Raw genomic sequence first — 20856 nt, 5'->3', positions numbered from 1 at the left:
GACGTTCAACGTCCAGCCCAACCAGATAGTTGCTGCGGCGCAAAATAAAAAGACCGTGCGCTGTCAATCTCGGGAAATTGGCTGAAAATCTGCAAGAATCCGCACGTATTAACCGCAACGTCGCAATCTCGTGCCGATGCGCGGCGTATCCGCGCCGGAAATGCGGCGCCCATCATGACGAATGTCACAAATGACAAGAGCGAGGCGAGGAATTCTGCGCGCGCTGATTGTGAGGCTTCGCGGAGGTGTCGAACGCGAATGAACGAACCGGCCCAGTCGCGCTGCGTGTCGTTATCGTGATGAAGCGCGAAGCGGGCGAGGACTACGCAACGTCTCGCTTGGCACCGCGCATGCCTGCATTCCACCGCGCGGGACATCGCGTGATTGCGTTCGTGCCGTCAGGCACGTAGCCTGACACGACCAACAAACAGAAAATTCAGCCGGAGAGACCGCCATGGCGCGCCTGAAGTTCGGAGCCTTTCTTGCCCCGCATCACCCGATCGGGGAGCATCCGATGCTGCAGTTCCGGCGCGATCTCGACCTGGTCGAGCAGCTGGATGCGCTCGGCTATGACGAGTTCTGGTGCGGCGAGCATCATTCCTCGGGCTGGGAGATGATCGCCTCGCCCGAGATGTTCCTGGCCGCGGCCGGCGAGCGCACCAAGCGGATCAAGCTCGGCACCGGCGTTGTGTCGCTGCCCTATCACCATCCCTTCAACGTTGCCCAGCGCATGGTGCAGCTCGACCATATGACCGGCGGCCGCGCCATTTTCGGCTCCGGACCGGGCGCGCTCGCCTCCGACGCGCACACGCTCGGCATCGATCCGATGACGCAGCGCGACCGCCAGGACGAGGCGATCGGCATCATCCGCCGCCTTTTCAACGGCGAGCGCGTCACCGCCAAAAGCGACTGGTTCACGATGAACGACGCCGCGCTGCAGATCCTGCCCCTGCAGGAGGAGATGCCGTTCGTGGTGGCTTCGCAGATCTCGCCCTCCGGCATGACGCTCGCCGGCAAATACGGCATCGGCATCATCTCGCTGGGCTCGATGACGACGCAGGGCCTGATGTCGCTGCAGCAGCAATGGCAGTTCGCCGAGGATGCCGCCAAAAAGCACGGAACCACGGTGCGCCGCGCCGACTGGCGCGTGCTCTTGACCTGGCACATCGCGGAAACGCGTGAACAAGCCCGCCGCGAGGCCGGCGCCGGGCTGATGCGCTGGCACAACGAATATAATGTCGGCACGCTGCAGCGGCCGGGCCTCACCGCGTTCTCCTCGCCCGACGAGGCCGTCGACAAGACCGCCTTCGTCGAGGGCGCGGCGTCCACCATCGGCACGCCCGACGATCTCGTCAAGACCATCAAGAACGTGATGCAGGTCTCCGGCGGCGTCGGCGCCATCATCGGCTTCGTGCACGACTGGGCCAATCCGGAAAACACCCGCCGGAGCTGGGACATGGTGGCGCGCTACGTTGTGCCCGAGATCAACGGCTATATCGACGGGCTGCGCAGGTCGCAAAAATTCGTGATCGAGAACCGCGCGATCTTCGAGCGTGCGGGTCAGGCCGTGATGGCCAAGATCATGGAGAACGAGAAGGCCGCCGAGGCGCTGAAGGTGACCGGCCCCGGCCGCGTCGCCATTCCCGCCGTCAACGCGCCGGATCTGCAGAAGGAAGCGGCGAAGCGGTAGGCACTCCACTCGTCGTCCCGGGGCGCGCGCAGCGCGAGCTATGATGCGCAATTGCGCATCTGAGGACCCATAACCACAGGATGCGGATTTACGAAGACTCGGAGCTACCAGCCTCGCACCAAAACTCCTCCCTGTGGTTATGGGTCTCCGCCTCCGCGGGGACGACGGCGGTGGGAGTGACGATTTTGTGCGCAAGACGACCGCAGCTCATCGCGGCCGGATCGTGCTATGTTTGCGGGGCCAGCCAACCGGAGCAATCGTCATGTCGATGCAGAATGTGGCCGCCCCTGCGCTTCCGTTCACTCCGCCCAAGCGCAACGAGCTGACCCACATTCCCGGCGACGAAGGCTGGCCGATCATCGGCAAGACCTTTCAGGTGCTCGCCGATCCCAAGGGCCATATCGAGGCGAACGGCGCCAAGTACGGACTGGTCTACCGCACGCACTTTTTCGGCGAGACCAACGTCGTGCTGCTCGGGCCCGAGGCCAACGAGCTCGTGCTGTTCGACCAGCAGAAGCTGTTCTCCTCGACCCATGGCTGGGACAAGGTGCTGGGGCTGTTGTTTCCGCGCGGATTGATGCTGCTCGATTTCGAGGAGCATCGCCTGCATCGCAAGGCGCTCTCGGTCGCGTTCAAGTCCGGGCCGATGAAGTCCTATCTCGGCGATCTCGACCGGGGCATTTCCGCGCGCGTCGCGCAGTGGAAGGCAAAGCCGGGCGAGATGCAGCTTTATCCGGCGATGAAACAGCTTACGCTGGATCTCGCCGCGGCCTCCTTCCTCGGCGCCGATATCGGGCCCGAGGTCGATGAGATCAACCGCGCCTTCGTCGACATGGTGGCCGCCGCCGTCACCCCGATCCGCCGCCCCCTGCCCGGCACCCAGATGGCGCGAGGGGTGAAGGGACGCAAGCGCATCATCGCCTATTTCCGCGAGCAGATTCCGCTGCGGCGCGGCAATCACGGTGGCGACGATCTGTTCTCGCAGCTCTGCCGCGCCACCCATGAGAACGGAGCGCTGCTGTCGGACCAGGACATCATCGACCATATGAGCTTCCTGATGATGGCCGCGCACGACACGCTGACCTCGTCACTGACCTCCTTCATCGGCGAGCTCGCCGCCAATCCGGACTGGCAGGACCGGCTGCGCGCGGAGGTGCTCGCGCTCGGCCTCGCCTCCGGCGCGCCGACCAGCTTCGACGATCTCGAGAAGATGCCGCTGACCGAGATGGCGTTCAAGGAAGCGCTGCGGCTCAAGCCGCCGGTGCCGTCGATGCCGCGCCGCGCGATGCGCGATTTCAGCTTCAAGGGTTTTGCGATCCCCGCCGGCACGGCGATCGGCATCAACCCGCTCTATACCCACCACATGAAGGAGATCTGGCCGGAGCCGGACCGTTTCGATCCCCTGCGCTTCACCGAGGACGCACAGCGTGGCCGTCACCGTTTCGCCTTCGTGCCGTTCGGCGGCGGCGCGCATATGTGCCTCGGTCTGCACTTCGCCTACATGCAGGCGAAATGCTTCGCGCGGCACTTCCTGGAGAATATCGAGGTGTCGCTCGCGCCAGGCTACAAGCCCGACTGGCAGATGTGGCCGATCCCGAAGCCGCGGGACGGGCTGCGGGTGAAGGTGAAGGCGGTTTAGGCGCCGATCTCGTAGGGTGGGCAAAGCGAAGCGTGCCCACCACGTTTCTCCGGGTGCAAACATCGATGGTGGGCACGGCGCGCGAAGGGCGCGCCTTTGCCCACCCTACGGCACCATCGCCGGAGCTGCTACGCCCCCTGATCGAACGCCTTGCGCAAGGCCACATAGCCCTGCTGCTGTTGACTCCAGTTGCGGCCGCCGGTCATGGCGCCGTCGACGACGAGGTCGTGGCCGTTGATGAAGCTGGATTCGTCGCTGGCCAGGAACACTGCGGCCTGGGCGATATCTTCAGGAAGACCCGCGCGGGGGATCGGCTGCGCGGTCTTGTAGACTTCGCGCATCACCGCCGGCGTCTTCTCGGCGGCATCGGTCGAGAGCCCCAGCGCCTTGCCGAAGATGCCGGTCGCGATCGCGCCGGGCGAGATCGAGTTGACGCGAACGTTGGATTCGCCGAGCTCCATCGCCACGCATTTGGTGAGATGGATCACCGCCGCCTTGGCCGCGCCATAGACCATCGACGACGAGAAGCCGGCGAGGCGGCCGGCAATGCTGCCATTGTTGATGATGCTGCCGCCGCCCTGATTCTTCATGTAGGGTGCGGCGTGCTTCATGCCGAGCATGACGCTGCGCACCAGCGTCGCCATCGCCGCATCGAACCGCTCGACCTCGAGGCCTTCGATGCCGCCGGTCTGTGCCGGCCCGCCGGCATTGTTGAACAGGCAATCGATCCTGCCGAACTTGTCGACCGCGAGCGCGATCAGCACCTGCATCTGCGCTTCGACGGTGACGTCGGTCTGACGGAAGACGCAGCTTTCCCCGAGCTGCTTCGCCAGCGCCTCGCCTTCCGGTACGCGCCGGCCTGCGATCACAATTTTGGCACCTTCGGCAACGAAGACTTCCGCAGTGCGCAATCCGATGCCGCTCGTCGCCCCCGTGATCACCGCAACCTTGCCGTCCAGCCTGCCCATGGAATGTTCCTGTTTTCGAGTGATTTGATGCCAAATGGCGAATGCCGGCCGCCGCCGTCGCCGCAGCGGTCACTATTCCTGCCCGCTTCCGACAAGGCAAGCTATGCTTGTATGGGCGGCATGCGTAACATCCTCACGGGCCGCTCGATCGTCGAACGCCTATCGCAACCAGGCAGTGCATGAGGAAGCTGATCGAGGAGTTCCGCAAGGGCTGGCAGGGTGCGGCGCCGCCCTCGCTCGCTCTGAGCATCGGCTTTGCGGTGGTCTGCCTGTTGGCTGCAACCCTGGTCCGCTGGGGCCTCGCTCAGGTTCGTCCCGACATCTATTTCACGCCGTACTTCCCGGCCGTCTTCTTTGCTGCGGCCCTGGGCGGATTCCGGATCGGCATCGTGACGGCGCTCGTCGGCGGCGTGCTCGGCGTCGCGCTGAATTTCGGCGATGCGTTTGCCGATCGCGCGCGGTTTGTCCTGCTGGCGCTTTACTGGACCGTGTGCGCGATCACCATCTGGGGTGTCGAGCACTATCGCACCATGTTGGCCGAGCAGCGCCGAATTTCCAGACGCCTGATCGAGGAAGAAGATTATCGCAAGCTGCTGGTCGAGGAGCTCCAGCATCGGCTGAAGAACAAGCTGTCGACGGTGCATGCCGTGGTGCACCAGGTGTTGCACGACCAGCCGCAGGTCTGGGCCCGGGTCGATCCGCGGCTGCGCTCGCTGGCCGCAACCGATGATTTGATCTCGCGGATCGACAAAGCCGGCTGCGACATCCGCGACCTTCTGATCTCCGAGCTCGGGCCTTACGGCCATGTCCGCTTCACGCTCAACGGCGAGCGGCTGTTCCTGCCGCCCAAGCTCGCGGTCACGCTGTCATTGATGTTTCACGAGCTTGCCACCAATGCAGGCAAGTACGGCGCATTCTCCTCACCGCGCGGTCTGTTGCAGGTGTCATGGACCATCACCGACGACCGCCTGACGATCACCTGGGACGAAACCGAAGGACCGAGCGTGGACAAGGTTTCGGAGCCCGGCTTCGGCACCAAGCTCTTGAAGTCGGCACTGTCGGCTTTCGACGGCAAAACTGAGATCTCGTATCTGAAAACCGGGCTGCATTGCATCATGCAGTGCCGAATTCCACGAAGCGAGTAGACGTCGCAACATGTAAGGTGTGCTCCTTGCTGCCCGCGCGGCGGCGCAATCGCGTGTGGCACTTGCGCGACCTGAGCAAGCGCCTCGTCCTTCGAGACGACCGCTTCGCGGTCTCCTCAGGATGAGGCTAAGCGGCATCGGTGCTCGGGTGATATCGCGCAGCGCACTCCGGCCCTCATCCTGAGGGCCCGCCCACGGCGGGCGTCTCGAAGGATGGCCGCAGGCGAAATCGCTCCCACGCGGATACTTCGCTGTTTCGCCGAGCGCGTTGACGCTCCGTTAATGACGATCGCCAGCGCGCGTCGGATCGTCGCAAGTTTTCTCCAAAACACCCCCGTATTTCTCCTGACCCCTTAACCAAACTTAAGAGGGAACCGCGGAAGATCGCGCCCATTGCAAAGGCGCGCTGAAACAACAAGATTCATGACTTCTATGAACGACAATCAATATTCCGGCGCGACTGAAGCCGAGCTCGGTTTTCTCAAGGAAATCGTTAGAATGCTGCCGGCCGGCCTCACCGTGCAGGACGCGCATGGCGAGTTGCTGCTGGTCAACGATGCCGCCGCCGCGCAGCTCGGCCTGGACGGCAGCCGTCCTTCACCCGATCTGACGCCGCGGCGCGAGGCCTGCCGCCAGGCCCTGAGCGACGGGCAGCCCGTCGTGACCGAGGAAGCGCTTCACGTCGGCGCCGCGCGAAAGGTGCTGCTCACGACCCATCGTCCCGTTCGTCTCGACGGACGCGAGCTCCTGATCTCCGCATCCTCCGACATCACCGAGCAGAAGAATTTCGAGGACCAGCTGTTCCGCTCGGCCTATTTCGACGAGCTGACCGGGCTGCCCTCGCGCCGCGTGATCGAGCACCGCGCCAATGCCCTGCTGGCGCACGACCACAGCGGCGAACGTTTTGCGCTGGCCTTTCTCGACGTCGACAATTTCAAGCACATCAACGACTATTACGGCCACGCCGTGGGCGACGCGCTGCTGGTCGAGCTGTCGAAGCGGCTCGGACGGGACTTGCGCGATTCCGACATGCTCTCGCGCATCTCGGGGGACGAATTCCTGCTGCTGCTGTCACCGATCCAGAGCCAGGAGGAAGTCGCCGAATTCATGCAATCGACGCTGGAGCGGCTGACCGCGCCGTTCTTCATCGACCATTCGGAAGTGTTCGCCTCGACCTCGGTCGGCATCAGCCTCTATCCCGACCATGGACGCAGCTTCGAAACGCTGCGGCAGAACGCGGACATCGCGATGTACCGCATCAAGAACAATGGCAAGGGACTGGCCGCCTTCTTCGATGCCAGCATGGAGCGCGAGGCGCAGGCGCGGATGAAGGTCGAGCAGTCGCTGCGGCTCGCCATCCTGGAAAAGCGCTTCTGCTGCGCCTTCCAGTCCAAGGTCGACATCCGCACCCAGGCCGTGAAGGGCATCGAGGCCCTGGTGCGCCTGCGCGACGACGAAGGCGTGATCCAGGCGCCCGGCTCGTTCATCAATCTTGCCGGCGAGCTCGGCCTGATCGACGAGCTGACCCATCTCGTGCTCGCCGAGATCGTCAAGTCGATCGACCTGATCAACGACACGTTCGGCCCGGAAGCGACCATCAGCATCAACGTTGCCGCCAAGCAGGCCGGCAATCCCGAATTCATGCGCAGCTTTGCGCAGGCGCTGGAGGAGACCGGCTTTCCGCAGCGCTTCATGATCGAGGTGACGGAAGATGCTTTCGTCGCCAAGAATCATTTTCAGGACGAGATCCTGCCGATGTTCCGCAAGCTCGGCGTCGGCGTCTCGATCGACGATTTCGGCACCGGCTATTCCTCGCTCTCGGCGCTGGCCGACATCACCGCCGACGAGATCAAGATCGACCGCTCCTTCATCACCGACATTCATAATCGTCCGCGCAGCCAGGGTATCCTGCGCGCGATCGAATCCTTGAGCGAGGCGCTCGGCATGACGGTGATCGCCGAAGGCCTCGAAACCTACGAGGAGCTGGCCTATCTGCAGGCCGCCACCAAGATCCGCTACGCGCAGGGCTATTATTTCTCCCGGCCGATTTTCCTGGAGGAGCTGAAGCTCGCAACGCCCGCCTCGAGCGATGCGCGGGTCAGCGTGGCAAGCCGCCCGGCGCAACAGAACCGCCAGGGCTATTCGCGGGCGAGCGGGTACCGGCGGTAGGGGCGGCGCGACACATACCGCTGTCGTCCCGGGGCGCGAAGCGAGCCCGGGACGACAGCGGTTGCTGAGCTGGGTTCAGCGCCCATTCCTCCTTTGGCGCCATTTCCCCCTTTGAAATCGCTGGACTTTTGCTAATACACGGGGCGGACCTCCCCGAGGTATCTCATGCCTGCCGCCGCCTCCTCGATCAGCGATCCCGCCTATCTCCGCGCGCGCGCGATGGAGACGCTGTTCGAGCGGCTGGAGAAGCTCTGCGAGGGCGCGATTGCGATCGATCGCGGCGGGCGCGTCGTCTACGTCAACGAGAAATATCTTGCCGCGCTCGGTCTCGACCATGCCAGCGAGGCGATCGGCCGGTCGATCGAGGAGGTCATCCCGAACAGCCTGATGCGGAAGGTGGCCGAGACCGGCGAGCCGATCCTGCTCGACATCATGGAGCTCGGCGGCGAGCAACTCGTCGTCACCCGCATGCCGATCGAGGACGAGAACGGGACGGTGATCGGCGCGATCGGCTTCGTGCTCTATGATCATCTCGAAAGCCTGAAGCCCCTGCTCGCCCGCGTCGCCCAGCTCGAGAGCGATCTGCGGCTGGCTCGGCGGCAATTGTCCAACGCCCGCGCGGCGCGCTTCACCTTCGCCGATTTCGTCGGCACGACGCCGGCGATCGCGCGCGCCAAGGAGATCGCCAGCCGCGCCGCGCGGCAGAGCGTCACCGTCCTGCTCACCGGCGAAACCGGGACGGGCAAGGAGATGCTGGCACAGGCGATCCACAACGCCTCCTCGCGCGCCGATAAGCCGTTCGTCAGCGTCAACGTCGCCGCCATCCCCGAGACCCTGATCGAATCGGAGTTCTTCGGCACTGCGCCGGGGGCCTATACCGGCGCTGACCGACGGGGACGCGAGGGCAAGTTCCGCATTGCCGACGGCGGCACGCTGTTCCTCGACGAGATCGGCGAGATGCCGCTGCAATTGCAGGCCAAGCTGCTGCGGGTGCTGCAGGAGCGCGAGATCGAGCCGCTCGGCTCGGACAAGATCACCAGGGTCGACGTCCGCGTCATCGCCGCGACCAATGTGGACCTGCGCAAGCGTGTCAGCGACGGCGCATTTCGCGCCGATCTCTACTACCGGCTCAACGTGCTTTCAGTCGACCTGCCGCCGCTGCGCCACTGCCTCGACGATCTCCCCGATATCTGCGCCCGGCTGCTCGACGACATCAGCGCGTCCGGCGATTACGTCAAGGCGAAGATCACGCCGAGCGCGCTCGCTGCGCTCGCCCGTTACGATTGGCCGGGCAATGTCCGCGAGCTCCGCAACATCCTCGAGCGCGCGCTGATCCTCAGCGATTCCGGGCGGCTCACCGGCGAGGATGTCGCCCGCATTCTCCCCATCGGCACCGAGGTCAGGCTTGCACCGGCCGAGCGCCCGGCCGGATTGGTGGTGCCCTATGCCGAGGCCGAGGCCGAGTTCGAGAAGCAGACGCTCGAGCAGGCGCTCGCCGCCAGCAACGGCCAGATCACCGAGGCCGCCAGGATGCTGCGGATCTCGCGCGCGACCTTCTACAAGAAGCTCGCCAAGTTCGGCCTCACCTCGGGATCGGCACCCGTCTGAGTTTCGAGACACCGGACTGTCCGGAGTCTCGGATTCCGGTCACCGCACCCGGCTGCTCTTCCGAGGCGAATTGCAGGCAATTGCCGCAGATTTCAGCGGTTTTGCGCGAGGTTGCGGGATCTGGCGCGGACCTTGCTCTCCGCTTTGCCGTCTTTCCTTCGCGAGGAGCAACCTGTTCCGGGGCAGCGCTTCGCGATAAGATCAAGCACAACAAGGCCTACGGTCCAGGGAGCGGGAGGAACACCGTGAGCCATCATCCAGCTCTGCCTTACTTGCGCAATTCCGAGAAGGGCAAGGTCGTCTCGGCGAATGAAGCCGTCATGCTGATCCGCGACGGCGACACGGTGGCGACCGGCGGCTTCGTCGGCATCGGCTTTGCCGAGGAGATCGCCATCGCACTGGAGGAGCTCTATCTGTCCCATGAGGGCGATGCGCCCTATACGCAAGGCAAGCCGCGCAATCTGACGCTGGTCTATGCGGCCGGTCAGGGCGACGGCAAGCAGCGCGGCCTCAATCATTTCGGACATGAAGGCCTGGTGCGGCGCGTGATCGGCGGGCATTGGGGCCTTGTGCCGAAACTGCAGCAGCTCGCGATCGCGAACCAGATCGAGGCCTATAACCTGCCGCAGGGCGTCATCACGCACCTGTTCCGCGACATCGCCGCGCACCGGCCCGGCCACATCACCCGTGTCGGCATGGGCACCTTCGTCGACCCCCGGCACGGCGGCGGCAAGCTGAACGCACGCACCACCGAGGACCTGGTGGAGCTGATCACGCTGCGCGGCGAGGAGTGCCTGCTCTACAAGACCTTCCCGATCGATGTCGGGATCATCCGCGCCACCACCGGCGATCCCGACGGCAATCTCACCATGGAGAAGGAGGCCCTGACGCTGGAGGCGCTTGCCATCGCCATGGCGGCGCATAATTCCGGCGGCATCGTCATCGCCCAGGTCGAGCGCGTCGCCGAGGCCGGCAGCCTCAATCCGCGTCAAGTGAGGATTCCCGGCATCCTCGTCGACTGTGTCGTGGTGTCGAGGCCCGAGAACCACTGGCAGACTTTCGGCACGCAATACAATCCGGCCTTCTCGAGCGAGATCCGGGTCCGCGCCGCCTCGCTGCCGGTGATGCCGATCAGCGAGCGCAAGATCATCGCCCGGCGCGCGGCGCTGGAGCTGAAGGCCAACAGCGTCGTCAATCTCGGCATCGGCATGCCCGAGGGGATCGCCTCGGTCGCCAATGAAGAGCGGATCATCGACCTCATCACGCTGACGGCGGAGCCGGGCGTGATCGGCGGCATCCCGGCGAGCGGCATCGATTTCGGCGCGGCGATCAACACGCAGGCGGTGATCGACCAGCCCTACCAGTTCGACTTCTACGACGGCGGCGGTTTGGACGCCGCCTTCCTTGGGCTTGCCCAGGTCGATCGCGCCGGCAACCTCAACGTCAGCAAGTTCGGGCCGAAGCTCGCAGGCGCTGGCGGCTTCATCAACATCAGCCAGAACGCCAAGGAAGTGATCTTCGTCGGCACGTTCGGTGCGGGCAAGCAACGCATCGCGGTAAAGGGCGGCAAGCTCGTCATCCTGGGCGAGGCCACGTCGCGCAAATTCGTCGAGAATGTCGAGCACGTCACCTTCAGCGGCCCGTTTGCCGCCGCGCGCAAGCAACGCACCCTTTACGTCACCGAGCGCTGCGTGTTCGAGCTCCGGGAGGACGGGCTCGAGCTCGTCGAGGTCGCGCCCGGCATCGACATCGAGCGCGACATCCTGCGCCTGATGGACTTCAAGCCGCTGATCCCGCGCGACCCCGCCCTGATGGACGCGCGCATCTTCGGCGACGGCCTGATGGATCTGCGCGAGCGCCTGCTCACCATCCCGCTCGACCAGCGCTTCACGCTGGACGAGCAGCAGAACCTGTTCTTCGTCAATCTCGAGCGCTATCCGCTGCGCAGCAAGGCGGAGATCGACACCATCGCCGCCATCGTCGAGGCCCGCCTGGCGCCGCTCGGACGCCGCGTCTACGCCATCGTCAATTATGACAATTTTTCTATCCTGCCGGAACTGATGGACGATTATTCGGCCATGGTGCGCAGCCTCGTCGACCGCTTCTATTCCGGCGTGTCGCGCTACACCACGTCGGGTTTCCTGCGCATCAAGCTCGGCGAAGCCCTGGAGAAGCGCGGCGTCGCGCCGCACATCTTCGAGAGCGCGGAGGAAGCGCAGTCGGACTGGCGCCAGGTCGAGGCCGGCGCGGCGCGCAATGCGAGCCAGGCTCAAAAATGATGCATGCTCTCGCTCCGGCGCACGCCGCCGGAAGGATCAATTGCAATGTTCGTGACGTTGTGCAAATCGCTGTCGGCAGAAACTTTACATCAGGAGGGACCATCGTGCGTCGATCACTCATCATAACAACAACCATCCTCGCGCTCGGCGCGGGCACCTCCGCGCTCGCCGACGATCTCAAGATCGCGCTGATCTACGGCAAGACCGGTCCGCTCGAGGCCTACGCCAAGCAGACGGAGACCGGCCTGAAGATGGGATTCGAATACGCCACCAAGGGCAGCATGACGCTCGACGGCCGCAAGATCGTCATCATCACCAAGGACGACCAGGGCAAGCCGGACCTCGCCAAGGCCGCGCTCTCGGAGGCCTATCAGGATGACAAGGTCGATATCGCGATCGGCACGACCTCGTCGGCCGCGGCGCTCGCCATTCTTCCCGTCGCCGAGGAGAACAAGAAGATCCTGATCGTCGAGCCCGCGGTCGCGGACCAGATTACCGGCGAGAAATGGAATCGCTACATCTTCCGCACGGCGCGCAACTCCTCGCAGGACGCGATCTCCAACGCGGTCGCGATCGGCAAGCAGGGCGTCACCGTGGCGACGCTGGCGCAGGACTACGCCTTCGGCCGCGACGGCGTCGCCGCGTTCAAGGAGGCGCTCGCCAAGACCGGCGCGACGCTCGCGGCCGAAGAATATGCCCCGACTTCGACCACCGACTTCACCGCGGTCGGCCAGCGCCTGTTCGACGCGCTGAAGGACAAGCCTGGCCGCAAGGTGATCTGGGTGATCTGGGCCGGCGCCGGCAATCCGCTGGCCAAGCTCCAGGACATGGACCCGAAGCGCTACGGCATCGAGCTCTCCACCGGCGGCAACATCCTGCCGGCGCTCGCCGCCTATAAGGGTCTGCCCGGCATGGAAGGCGCGACCTACTACTTCTATGAGATCCCGAAGAACCCGGTGAACGACTGGCTCGTCGCCGAGCATCAGAAGCGCTTCAACGCGCCGCCGGACTTCTTCACCGCGGGCGGCTTCGCGGCTGCGATGTCCGTCGTCGCCGCCGTCACCAAGGCGAAGTCGACCGACACCGAGAAGCTGATCAGCGCGATGGAGGGCCTGGAGTTCGACACGCCCAAGGGCAAGATGGTGTTCCGGAAAGAGGACCATCAGGCGCTGCAGAGCATGTATCACTTCAAGGTCAAGGTCGATCCGAACGTCGCCTGGGCCGTGCTCGAGCCGGTGCGCGAGCTGAAGATCGAGGACATGAACGTTCCGATCAAGAACAAGCGGTGATGGCGCTCACCTCTCCCGCTTGCGGGAGAGGTCGCGCCGAAGGCGCTGGTGAGGGCTACCGCCCTCTCGTGGGACCTGTGCCCCCTCACCCGATTTGCTGCGCAAATCCTCTCCCCTCCGGGGGAGAGGTGTCACAACCGCCGACACGCTTGAACCCATGCCGCTCACCCTCGAAACCCGCGACCTCACCATCCGCTTCGGCGGCCATGTCGCGGTCAACAATGTCTCCTGCACGTTTCGCCCGGGCGAGCTCACCGCCATCGTCGGGCCGAACGGCGCCGGCAAGACCACCTATTTCAATCTGATCTCGGGCCAGCTGCGGGCATCCGGCGGCAGCATCCTGTTCGACGGCGCCGACATCACCGAGCATTCCGCACCAATGCGCACCCGTGCGGGTCTCGGACGTGCTTTCCAGCTCACCAATCTCTTCCCGAACCTCTCAGTGGAAGAGAATGTCCGCCTCGCGGTGCAGGCGGCAGCGGGCACGCATTACGACATGCTGCGGCCCTGGATGGTGCGCCGCGACCTGATCGCGCGCGCCGACGCCATTCTCGACCAGGTCGCGCTCGGCAATCGCCGCGGCGTCACTGCGACCGCGTTGTCGCATGGCGACCAGCGCAAGCTCGAGGTGGCGCTGATGATCGCGCTCGAGCCAAAAGTCTTCATGTTCGACGAGCCGACCGCCGGCATGAGCATCGACGAGGTGCCGATCGTCCTGAACCTGATCGCGCAGCTCAAGCAGGACAGGAGCAAGATCATCCTCTTGGTCGAGCACAAGATGGACGTGGTGCGCTCGCTCGCCGACCGCATCATCGTGCTGCATAACGGGCAGCTGGTGGCGGACGGCGCACCCGCCGAGGTGATCGCCTCGCCGATCGTGCAGGAAGCCTATCTCGGCATCGCGCCCAAGAACGCTGCAGGGAGCGCAGCATGAGCGATCTCCTCAAGCTTTCCGGCGTGCACACCCATATCGGGCGCTATCACATCCTCCAGGGCATCGATCTCACGGTGCCGGAAGGACAGGTCACGATGCTGCTCGGCCGCAACGGCGCCGGCAAGACCACGACGCTGCGCACCATCATGGGGCTGTGGCAGGCCTCGAAAGGCGAGATCACCCTGGCAGGCCAGCGCATCGAGAGCCTTGCGACGCCCGACATCGCGCGGCTCGGCGTCGGCTACGTGCCGGAGAGCATGGCCGTGTTCTCCGATCTCACGGTGAAGGAGAACCTGGTGCTGGCGGCGCGCGACGCGCCGCTCGACGACAAGCAGCTGGATTGGATCTTCGGCTTCTTCCCGGCGCTGCGCCGCTTCTGGCTGTCGCGCGCGGGAAGCCTGTCGGGCGGGCAGAAGCAGATGCTGTCGATCGCCCGCGCGATCGTCGAGCCGCGCAAGCTGCTCCTGATCGACGAGCCGACCAAGGGCCTCGCGCCCGCCATCGTGATGGCGCTGATCGAGTGCCTGAAGGAGATCAAGCGCAAGGGCGCCACGATCCTGATGGTCGAGCAGAATTTCTTTGCCGCCCGCGAGCTCGGCGACAACGTGCTGGTGATGGACAACGGCACCATCGTTCATCGCGGCGAGATGGCGGCACTCGCCGCCGACGTGCCGCTGCAGGAGCGGCTGCTCGGCCTGAGCCTGGAGGCGCATCAGTGACAGACCTTGCCGCAACCGATCCGCTGCCGAAGCCGAAACGCGATCTCGCGCCGATCCTGCTGCCGCTCGCGCTCGCGCTGCTGATGATCCCGCTGATCGGATCGACCTCGTCCTGGCTGACGCTGACCGTCGCGAGCCTCGCCATGGGCATGATGATCTTCATCATGGCCTCAGGGCTAACGCTGGTGTTCGGCCTGATGGACGTGCTCAATTTCGGCCACGGCGCCTTCATCGCCGTCGGCGCCTATGTCGCGACCCTGGTGCTGGCGCCGTTCGCGGCGTCCATCCAGGCCGATTCGCTCTGGATGAACCTCGCGGTGCTGGGGCCAGCCGCGCTGCTCTCAATGGCGGTGTCGGGTGCGCTCGGCCTCGTCGTCGAGCGCGTGCTGATCCTCCCCGTCTACGGCCAGCACCTGAAGCAGATCCTGATGACCACCGGCGGCCTGATCGTCGCCGAGCAGACGCTCTATGCGCTGTGGGGGCCGCAGATCATCCCGATGCCGCTGCCGGCCTCGCTCCGCGGCTCCTTCATCATCGGCGACGTCGCGATCGCCAAGTACCGCGTGCTGGCGATGCTGATCGGGCTTTCCGTCTTCATCGCGATCCAGCTCGTGCTCAACCGCACCAAGCTCGGCCTCCTGATCCGCGCCGGCGTCGAGAATCGCGAGATGGTGGAGGCGCTCGGCTACCGCATCCGCCGCCTGTTCCTCGGCGTGTTCATGACCGGATCGGCGCTGGCCGGCCTCGGCGGCGTGATGTGGGCGCTTTACCGCGAGCAGGTGCACGCCTCCATGAGCGACGACCTCACCGTCCTGATCTTCATCGTCGTCATCATCGGCGGGTTGGGATCGATCGGCGGCTGCTTCATCGGCGCCATCCTCGTCGCCATGGTCGCCAATTACGGCGGCTTCCTGGTGCCGAAGCTCGCCCTCGTCTCCAACATCCTGCTGATGGTCGCCATTCTGATGTGGCGGCCGCGCGGCCTCTATGCGGTGACCAGCCGATGATGATCCTCTCAGGCGATCCGCCGCGCAGCCGCGTCCTGACGCTCGTTCTCGTCGTCATCATCCTGGCGCTGGCGGCAACGCCATTCCTGTTCCCGGGCGCCAAGGCACTGAACGTCGCGGCCAAGATCTGCATCTTCGCAGCCCTCGTCGCCTCCTACGATCTCCTGCTCGGCTATACCGGCTCGGTGTCGTTCGCCCACACCATGTTCTACGGCATCGGCAGCTACGCGATCGCGATCGCGCTGTACGGCATGGGTCCGAACTGGGCCGCGGTCGCCACCGGCATCGTCGCCGGCCTGCCGCTCGCAGCCCTGCTTGCGCTTGCCATCGGGCTGTTCTCGCTGCGGGTCGCTGCGATCTTCTTCGCCATGATCACGCTCGCGGTCGCCTCGGCCTTCCAGGTGCTGGCCTCGCAGCTGTCCTGGCTGACCGGTGGTGAGGACGGGCGCAGCTTCCAGCTGCCGGAGCTGCTGCGCCCCGGCACGGTGCTGATCTCCAAGAACCTGTTCGGCTTCGAGATCAACGGCCGCATCCTGACCTTCTACCTGGTGTTCGCGATCTCGGCCCTGATGATCCTCGCGCTGCTGCGCGTCGTGAACTCGCCGTTCGGGCGCGTGCTGCAGGCGATCCGCGAGAACCGCTTTCGCGCCGAGGCGCTCGGCTTCCGCACCGTGTTCCACCTGACCTACGCCAACTGCCTCGCCGCCCTCGTCGCGGCCAGCGCCGGCATCCTGAATGCGCTGTGGCTGCGCTATGCAGGTCCCGACACCTCGCTGAGCTTCTCCATCATGCTCGACATCCTGCTGATGGTGGTGATCGGCGGCATGGGCACGATCTACGGCGCGATCATCGGCGCCACCATCTTCATCCTCGCCCAGAACTATCTGCAGTCGCTGATGGGAGTCGCCTCCAAGGCGGCAGACGAAGCCGGGCTGCCGCTGCTGCCGGGGCTGTTGCATCCCGACCGCTGGCTGCTGTGGCTCGGGCTGCTGTTCATCGCCAGCGTCTATTTCTTCCCGACCGGCGTGGTCGGACGGCTGCGCCATGGCGGCGGCAAGAAGACCGCCGGCGCCTCGCATTAACCGATGATTCGTGACGCGGCGCGGCGTTTGCGGCGGGCGCCGCACAACCGGCGCGATACAAGCGCGGCTACATATCGGCGCCATCACGCAACCGGATTAACGCTCAGGTAACTGGTTTTCCTAAGGTTTGCGCCATTTGTGCGGTGTATTCCTGTTCTTCCAGGGAGGGGGAATGCGCCAGGTCTTTGCCAAGGTAGCAGCCGGAATGTCTCTAGCCGCGAGGAACGGCTGGGAGGCCTTGGCGCGCCGCGGTCCTGTCCTGTGGCTGACCTTGTGCGGCGTATTTCTGGTCGCGGGCATTTTCATCGTCACGGCCATGGCGGTCGGCGAATTCCGCGAGCGGACCCTCGCCAACCGCGAACGCGAGCTCGAGAACACGGTGAAGCTGATCGCGCGGCATTTCGATCAGCAATTCGAGGATTCCGACGTCGTCGCCGCCGACCTGATCGGACAGATGAACCTGGCGGAGATCACCTCGCCTGCGATGTTCCGCGAGCGCATGTCCGGGCCTGCGCCAAACCAGATGCTGCGCAGCAAGATCAGCTCCGTGTCGTATCTCGGCGACATCGCGATCTACGATGCCGAGGGCGATCTGATCAACTGGTCGCGGGCCCAGCCGCTGCCCAAGATCAACATCTCCTCGCGCGGCTATTTCCAGTCGTTCAAGTTCAACCCGGCGGCCGAGCCGGTCATCCTGGAATCGGTCCGCAGCCTCATCATCGGCAAATGGACCACGGTCGTCGCACGCCGGCTGCGCGGCGCGGACGGCACATTCCTCGGCGCCATGGTGCGGCGGATCGACCCGAGCAGCTATCAGCAATATTTCGCTTCGGTCGCGCTCGCCGACGGCACGGCCATCTCGCTGTTCGATCGCGAGGGCAAGATGCTGGCGCGCTATCCGCACGCCGAGGAGCTGATCGGGCGGAACTTCAAGGACGGGCCGCTGATGCAGAAAGTGCTGGCCGAAGGCGGTCAGCAGACGCTCCGCGGCAGGAGCCCCGTCACCGGTGAGGAGCGGCTCGGCTCGGCTGCGTCGCTGACGCATTTCCCGCTGGTCATCATCGCCACCAACACCACGGCAGCGGCACTTGCGGACTGGCGGCAGCAAACCGGCTTCATGGTGGCCACGGCAGGCGTCGCGGCCAGCGTGATCGCGCTGATCCTCTATCTGATCATCCGCCAGATCAACCGGCAGAACCGCGAAGCCCAGCAGCGCATCGAAGCGGAGCGGCTGCGGCTCGACACCGCCCTCAACAACATGTCGCAAGGGCTGATCCTGTACGACGCGGGCGGCACCATCGTCACCTGCAACCGCCGCTACGCCGACATGTTCGGCCTGTCCCACGACGTCATCAAGCCCGGCTGCCACATCCGCGAGGCGATGTATCATCGCAAGGAGCGCGGCGCATTCGATGGCGATGTCGAAGCGTTTTGCGCCGACGTCATGAGGGTCGTCGCCGAAGGCACGGTCTCGACGAGAACGCATCAGCTGGCCAACGGCCGCGCCTTCCAGGTCATCAACACGCCGCTCGCGCAGGGCGGCTGGGTCGCCACGATCGAGGACATCACCGAGCAGCGCAATCTGGAGCAGGAGCGCGACCGCAACTACACCTTCCTGCGCGAGATCATCGACCATATCCCGTCACGGATCACCGTGAAGGATGCCCGCACGCGGCGCTACCTGCTGGCCAACCAGGTGGCCGAGCAACAACTCGGCGAAACCAGCAAGACGATCGTCGGCAAGACCGCGTTCGATCTCTATCCGGCAGAAACCGCCGGGATCATCACCCGGGACGACGACAAGCTGCTGCAATCGCCGGACGGGCTGTTCCTGGACGAGCACGTGTGGACCACGCCAAGCATCGGACGGCGCTACATCACGTCCACCCGGATCGGAATCCGCGACAGGTCGGGCGAGCCGCGCTACATCATCAATGTCGTCGAGGACGTCACCGAGCGGCGGCGCGATCACGAGAAGATCGCGCATATGGCGCATTACGACGCGCTGACCGACCTGCCGAACCGGGCCCTGTTCCGCGAGCAGATCGAATGCGAGCTGGAGAAGGTCGCCGAAGGCGGCCAGTTTGCGCTGCTCTACATCGACGTCGACGAGTTCAAGGGCATCAACGATTCGCTCGGTCATCACGTCGGCGACGAGCTGTTGAAGGCGATAGGCGGCCGTCTGCGCGGCTGTCTCAAGCAGGGCGATTTGATCGCGCGGCTCGGGGGCGACGAATTCGCCGTGATCCAGACCGACATCGGGTCTTCCGCCGACGTGCTGTCCTTCGTGAAGCGGATCTACCAGGCGATCCGGCAGCCCTATCATTGCCTCGGCCATCAGCTCTCCACCGATGCCAGCATCGGCATCGCGCTGGCGCCCCAGGACGGCGCCGATCTCGATCAGCTGGTCAAGAACGCCGACCTCGCGATGTACGGGGCCAAGGCCGAGGGGCGGCGCACCCACCGCTTCTTCGAGCCCGCAATGGATGCCTGCGCCAAGGCACGCCTCAGCATGGAGCAGGATTTACGCCAGGCCCTCGTCAACGGCGGCTTCGAGATTCACTATCAGCCGCTGGTCGACCTGCGCTCGGGTGAAGTCTCCGGCTGCGAGGCGCTGCTGCGCTGGCGCCATCCCCAGCGCGGCATGGTGTCGCCGGCGGAGTTCATTCCGGTCGCCGAGGACACCGGCCTCATCACCGAGCTCGGCGACTGGGTGCTGCGCACCGCCTGCAGTGAGGCCGCGACCTGGCCGGCGCATGTGCGCCTCGCGGTCAACGTCTCGCCCGTGCAGCTCAAATGCGACACGCTGGCGCTGCGAATCGCGGGCGCGCTCGCCGCCTCCGGCCTCGACCCGCGCCGGCTCGAGCTCGAGATCACCGAGGCCGTGCTGATCCGCGACGACGAGGCGGCGCTCTCGATCCTGCACCAGTTGCGGTCGATCGGCGTGCGCATCGCGCTCGACGATTTCGGCACCGGCTATTCCTCGCTGAGCTATCTGAAGCGCTTCCCGTTCGACAAGATCAAGATCGACCGCTGCTTCGTCGTCGACATCGCCGAGGCGAGCGGCTCGCCCATCATCGTGCAGGCGGTGGTGAACATCGCGGCCGCCAGCAGCATGACCACGGTCGCCGAGGGCGTCGAGACCGAGGCGCAGCGCGACATGCTGCGCGCGCTCGGCTGCACGCAGATGCAGGGCTATCTGTTCAGTGCACCGAAGCCGGCCAGCGAGGTACGCAAGCTGTTCGGTCCCTCCGATGGCTTGCCCGTGGCTGCGGTGGCCTGATGCCGAAGTCGCGCAAGGCGCTCGATGTCGCCGATTCCTACGCCGTCCGGCTGATGCAGCACCTCGTGGTGCCGACCTTCGTGATTGACCCGAAGCGCCGCGTCGTGATCTGGAACAGAGCCTGCGAGCGGCTGACCGGCGTCGGGGCCGCCGAAGTGATCGGCACCAGCAAGCACTGGCAGGCATTCTACGAGACGAAGCGCCCCTGCCTTGCCGACCTCGTCGCGCTCGACCGGCCCGAGCAGTTGCCGGAGTATTATTCGGAATATGCCGCGCGCGGCCACAACGGGCTCGGCTTCTCCGCGGAGAACTGGTGCGTGATGCCCAAGCTCGGCAGCCAGCTCTATCTCGCCATCGACGCCGGCCCGATCCACGACGAGGCCGGCAACCTGATCGCGGTGGTGGAGACTCTGCGCGACCTCACCGACCAGAAGCGCGCCGAGATGGCGCTGAAGGAGCTCGCGACCAAGGACGGGCTCACTGGCCTCGCGAACCGCCGCGCCTTCGACCAGATGCTGCTCGGCGAATGGGCCCGCGCCCAACGCACGCAGAAGCCGCTGGCCCTGCTGTTCGTCGACGTCGACCATTTCAAGCTGTTCAACGACCAGCACGGCCACCAGAGCGGCGACGAGTGCCTGCGCGCGGTGGCTGACGTCGTCAGCCGGCATGCGGTGCGCCCGCTCGACCTCGCCAGCCGCTATGGCGGCGAGGAGTTTGCGCTGATCCTCCCCGACATGGATTGCGACAGCGCCTGCATGGTGGCCGAGGCGATCCGCTGCGCCGTGATGGCCTTGGCGATCGCCCATGGCGCGATCGGCGCCGGCGACCACGTTACCCTCAGCGTCGGCGTCGCAAGCCATATTCCCGGCGGTGCCGACGGCGGCCCCGACCGGCTGCTCGGCGCGGCCGACGAGGCGCTCTATGTCGCCAAACGCCTCGGCCGCAACCGCGTCATCTGCGCCGACCGGGTTTTGGCCGAATTCGCCGCCCTCGGCGGCAAGCCGGTTCCGGACCCGGTCAAGCGCAAATCGGCCTGAAGCGCGC

14 protein-coding genes are annotated in these 20856 nt (G+C 65.2%); 13 read left to right on the top strand and 1 reads right to left on the bottom strand.

Features of this window, described 5'->3' with window-relative positions:
- Positions 1 to 454: 454 nt before the first annotated feature.
- Positions 455 to 1690, top strand: a complete 1236-nt coding sequence (locus I6F16_RS30130; protein WP_109142075.1) for an LLM class flavin-dependent oxidoreductase — start codon at positions 455 to 457, stop codon at positions 1688 to 1690.
- Positions 1691 to 1952: 262 nt separating this feature from the next.
- Complete coding sequence (locus I6F16_RS30125; RefSeq protein WP_225113293.1) at positions 1953 to 3329, top strand: cytochrome P450; 1377 nt, start codon at positions 1953 to 1955, stop codon at positions 3327 to 3329.
- Positions 3330 to 3457: 128 nt separating this feature from the next.
- Here I6F16_RS30125 and I6F16_RS30120 read toward each other — a convergent pair whose 3' ends face one another.
- Positions 3458 to 4297: a glucose 1-dehydrogenase gene (locus tag I6F16_RS30120; RefSeq protein WP_225113292.1), complete on the bottom strand. Its 840-nt coding sequence runs from the start codon at positions 4295 to 4297 to the stop codon at positions 3458 to 3460.
- A 179-nt stretch (positions 4298 to 4476) separates the two neighbouring features.
- On the opposite strand from I6F16_RS30120, the gene I6F16_RS30115 reads away from it, so the two are divergent.
- The 11 genes from I6F16_RS30115 (at position 4477) to I6F16_RS30065 (ending at position 20849) form a co-directional block, all read left to right on the top strand.
- The gene (locus I6F16_RS30115; protein WP_057025911.1) at positions 4477 to 5442 is read left to right on the top strand and encodes an HWE histidine kinase domain-containing protein; all 966 of its coding nucleotides are present in this window, start codon (positions 4477 to 4479) and stop codon (positions 5440 to 5442) included.
- A 432-nt stretch (positions 5443 to 5874) separates the two neighbouring features.
- Positions 5875 to 7611, top strand: a complete 1737-nt coding sequence (locus I6F16_RS30110; RefSeq protein WP_225113291.1) for an EAL domain-containing protein — start codon at positions 5875 to 5877, stop codon at positions 7609 to 7611.
- 165 nt (positions 7612 to 7776) lie between these two features.
- Positions 7777 to 9219 (top strand): sigma 54-interacting transcriptional regulator, encoded by a 1443-nt coding sequence (locus I6F16_RS30105; protein WP_225113290.1) that lies wholly within the window; start codon positions 7777 to 7779, stop codon positions 9217 to 9219.
- Between the two features lie 245 nt (positions 9220 to 9464).
- Entirely contained in the window at positions 9465 to 11498 is a 2034-nt protein-coding gene (locus I6F16_RS30100; protein ID WP_225113289.1) for an acyl CoA:acetate/3-ketoacid CoA transferase, read from the top strand.
- Between the two features lie 104 nt (positions 11499 to 11602).
- Entirely contained in the window at positions 11603 to 12787 is a 1185-nt protein-coding gene (locus I6F16_RS30095; protein WP_036002387.1) for a substrate-binding domain-containing protein, read from the top strand.
- Positions 12788 to 12944: 157 nt separating this feature from the next.
- Positions 12945 to 13721: an ABC transporter ATP-binding protein gene (locus I6F16_RS30090; RefSeq protein WP_225113288.1), complete on the top strand. Its 777-nt coding sequence runs from the start codon at positions 12945 to 12947 to the stop codon at positions 13719 to 13721.
- Positions 13718 to 14440: an ABC transporter ATP-binding protein gene (locus I6F16_RS30085; protein WP_109142068.1), complete on the top strand. Its 723-nt coding sequence runs from the start codon at positions 13718 to 13720 to the stop codon at positions 14438 to 14440. Before I6F16_RS30090 ends, I6F16_RS30085 begins: the two co-directional genes overlap by 4 nt.
- Positions 14437 to 15447, top strand: coding sequence for a branched-chain amino acid ABC transporter permease (locus I6F16_RS30080; RefSeq protein WP_036002397.1), 1011 nt, complete (start codon positions 14437 to 14439; stop codon positions 15445 to 15447). The genes I6F16_RS30085 and I6F16_RS30080 overlap by 4 nt, the downstream gene beginning before the upstream one ends.
- Positions 15444 to 16529 carry a branched-chain amino acid ABC transporter permease gene (locus I6F16_RS30075; RefSeq protein ID WP_193760773.1) on the top strand — a complete coding sequence of 362 codons (1086 nt, stop codon included), beginning with the start codon at positions 15444 to 15446 and terminating at the stop codon, positions 16527 to 16529. Before I6F16_RS30080 ends, I6F16_RS30075 begins: the two co-directional genes overlap by 4 nt.
- Before the next feature lie 172 nt (positions 16530 to 16701).
- Positions 16702 to 19812, top strand: a complete 3111-nt coding sequence (locus I6F16_RS30070) for an EAL domain-containing protein (RefSeq protein WP_225174234.1) — start codon at positions 16702 to 16704, stop codon at positions 19810 to 19812.
- Positions 19812 to 20849: a diguanylate cyclase gene (locus I6F16_RS30065; protein WP_225153645.1), complete on the top strand. Its 1038-nt coding sequence runs from the start codon at positions 19812 to 19814 to the stop codon at positions 20847 to 20849. Before I6F16_RS30070 ends, I6F16_RS30065 begins: the two co-directional genes overlap by 1 nt.
- The last annotated feature ends 7 nt before the right edge of the window (positions 20850 to 20856 follow it).

Source organism: Bradyrhizobium sp. IC4060, assembly GCF_020193715.1.
GTDB classification, from domain to species: domain Bacteria; phylum Pseudomonadota; class Alphaproteobacteria; order Rhizobiales; family Xanthobacteraceae; genus Bradyrhizobium; species Bradyrhizobium yuanmingense.
Note: the sequence above shows the minus strand (reverse complement) of the source record. Positions and strands in the feature narration are given on the sequence as shown.